1 pseudogene is annotated in these 2119 nt (G+C 37.2%); it reads left to right on the top strand.

Annotated features, from left to right (window positions below):
- A pseudogene (locus AB8P06_RS20585) lies at positions 1–1860 on the top strand (DUF2723 domain-containing protein); the annotation flags it as partial.
- Positions 1861–2119: the final 259 nt, after the last annotated feature.

Raw genomic sequence — 2119 nt, 5'->3', positions numbered from 1 at the left:
GCGAAATTCAAAAACGAAAGTACGGTAGCATTTTACTTTTTACCGTTGATCCTAGGTTTGATCGGATTCTTTTTCCAACTGAACAGGGATTTCGGAAGATTCTATGCGATATTATCTTTATTTGTGATCACAAGTGTCGGAATTATTTTCTACACAGGCGTGAAGCCTTTCGAGCCAAGAGAAAGAGATTATGCAATGGTAGGATCTTTCTATGCCTTTGCCATTTGGATAGGATTGGGTTCGGGAGCTATTTTATGGTTCTTACAGTCAAAAGTTAAATCTAATGCAGCTAATATTTTAGTAGGTGTTATATTATTGGGAGTACCTTTTATGATGGGCTTCCAGAACTATAATGTACACGACAGAAGCAACAGGTATACCGCGTATGATTATGCCTATTCCGTATTAAAATCGTTGCCGAAAGAAGATATCCTGTTTGTGTACGGGGATAACGATACTTATCCGGTTTGGGCAGTTCAGGAGACTGAAAGGCTGCGTGATGATGTAAAAGTTGTAAACTTCACCCTGTTATCCACTCCCTGGAATATCGATCAGGTCAAAAGAAAAACATACAATGCCAATCCTATTCCTAGCCAGCTAACCCACGAGGACTACAGAGACGGAGTCAACGATCAGATCTACTTAATGAAAAAAGAAGACTGGCAGAATATTTTTGATAACCTTCAGCAGCAGGGAGCTCCCGCAACAGAAATGCAGTCATTAAGAAAATACCTTATCCAGGATTCAATGACGCTGAAAGAAGCGGTTAATTTCCTTAAAGTTAAATCTCCTGAAAAAGATGAAGTTTTAAAAATGATTTTCGGGGAAGAACGTTATGAAAAATACAACTTCCTTCCGGTCAGTAAATTTATCCTGCCTGTGAATAAAGAGAATGCTTTAAAAGCAGGAATTATTAATCCTTCTGATCTTCCGAATACGGTCAATCAGATCATGATCGATTATAAAGCGAACACACTTTACAAGAATAATTTAATGATGTTTGATATTCTTGCCAATTTCGACTGGAAGAGACCGATTAACTTCTCTTCGGGTGGTATTTATGACAGCGAAAATATTTTCTATCTTGATGAATATCTTCAGCTTGACGGCTTCAGCTACAGGCTGATTCCTGTTCATACGCCACCAAGCTCGGATGGAGAAATGGGAAGGGTAGATGCCAATTCTTTATATAATGTGGTGAAAAATTTCAGATGGGGTAATTTCAAGGATTTAAACGTTCATTTCGATGAAACGGCAACATCCAATATTATCAGCTACAGAAGTTCGGCAAGTAGAGCTGCTGCGGCACTTTCATTAAGCGGACAAAAAGCTAAAGCCATAGAATTATTGGATCTGGCCGCAAAAGAAATTCCTGCTGAAAAATACAACGACCCACGTTCATTAAGCTCGATAGTTTACGGATATATTGTTGCCGGACAGGAACAGAAAGGATTGAAACTGGCAGAAATCCTTAAAAAAGGAATCTTTGAAGAATACGATTATTATTTAAGCCTTTCTCCCGGAGATCAGAGATATTTGAGAAGACAGATGGGAGCAAAACCAATGGAATATTCTTTAGTGGTATCTGCGGTTACGGATGCCTATACAAAAATCGGTCAGAAAGATAAAGCCTATGATTATCTTGTGAAATCAATTGAACCTATTGACAAGAAGTTTAATGTATTTGTGAAAGATCTTCAGCAGATGGGGAAAGAAAAAGCAATGACTGAATCTGAAAATGTACAGAAGATCACGCCATTCTACCAATACTTATTTGATATCATGGAACCTTTTGATTCTACCTATTCCAAAGAAAAAGAGAATCAGATTACAACAGCGATTATCAAAGCAACACAGTAAAAAACAACAACATATTAAGAAAACGGAACTTCGGTTCCGTTTTTTTTTGATCTTAATGTAATAAAATAGAATGATTAAATGTCTTACAGGGAATAGCCATGCTATTAAATGAGATCGCCGGGAAAGTTATTCCTGGCATTTAATATATTGAATGTAAAGAAAACTAATTTTATATGAAGAACTGGACCTTTAGGCAATGGAACACCGTTCTAGGATGGGTGATTTTCGTCATTGCATTTTTCACGTACTTGTCAACTAT

It is taken from the genome of Chryseobacterium tongliaonense, assembly GCF_041224435.1.
Lineage (GTDB): Bacteria > Bacteroidota > Bacteroidia > Flavobacteriales > Weeksellaceae > Chryseobacterium > Chryseobacterium tongliaoense.
The sequence above is the reverse complement of the archived record's forward strand: the minus strand, read 5'-3'. Positions and strand labels throughout refer to the sequence as shown.